General features: G+C 50.8%; 5 tRNA genes and 1 rRNA gene. All 6 read right to left on the bottom strand.

Annotated features, from left to right (window positions below):
- Positions 1–52: 52 nt before the first annotated feature.
- Positions 53–127: transfer RNA gene (locus tag ACN6NF_RS25570), tRNA-Gln, on the bottom strand.
- A 55-nt stretch (positions 128–182) separates the two neighbouring features.
- Positions 183–258, bottom strand: a tRNA-Val gene (locus ACN6NF_RS25565).
- Between the two features lie 11 nt (positions 259–269).
- Positions 270–341, bottom strand: a tRNA-Glu gene (locus tag ACN6NF_RS25560).
- 11 nt (positions 342–352) lie between these two features.
- Positions 353–425 (bottom strand) — tRNA-Thr (locus tag ACN6NF_RS25555).
- Between the two features lie 3 nt (positions 426–428).
- Positions 429–504: transfer RNA gene (locus ACN6NF_RS25550), tRNA-Asn, on the bottom strand.
- An 18-nt stretch (positions 505–522) separates the two neighbouring features.
- Positions 523–639: ribosomal RNA gene (gene rrf / locus ACN6NF_RS25545) — 5S ribosomal RNA — on the bottom strand.
- Positions 640–648: the final 9 nt, after the last annotated feature.

The raw sequence follows: 648 nt of genomic DNA, 5'->3' as shown, positions 1-648 counted from the left end.
GACACCCTGATTAAAAGTCAGGTGCTCTACCAACTGAGCTAATGGCTCTTAATGGCTGGGGATATAGGATTTGAACCTATGCATGACGGAGTCAAAGTCCGTTGCCTTACCGCTTGGCTAATCCCCAATATGCATATGATTCACAATTCCCCTATATTTCATCCATGTAAGAGAATAAAATATGGTGGAGGCTGAGGGGATCGAACCCCCGACCCTCTGCTTGTAAGGCAGATGCTCTCCCAGCTGAGCTAAGCCTCCATACTATCCTATGACCCGTAGGGGATTCGAACCCCTGTTACCTCCGTGAAAGGGAGGTGTCTTAACCCCTTGACCAACGGGCCATCCTGTAACAAGCTCTCAACCGGGATCGAACCGGTGACCTCATCCTTACCATGGATGCACTCTACCTACTGAGCTATGAGAGCAAATGGCTCCCCGAACAGGACTCGAACCTGTGACAACTCGATTAACAGTCGAGTGCTCTACCAACTGAGCTATCAGGGAATAATAATTATAAAATGCGCTTGGCGGCGTCCTACTCTCCCAGGACCCTGCGGTCCAAGTACCATCGGCGCTGGAGGGCTTAACGGTCGTGTTCGGGATGGGTACGTGTGGAACCCCTCCGCTATCGCCACCAAACATGAATTT

The sequence above is a fragment of the Paenibacillus sp. TSM33 genome (genome assembly GCF_056099025.1).
The sequence above is the reverse complement of the archived record's forward strand: the minus strand, read 5'-3'. Positions and strand labels throughout refer to the sequence as shown.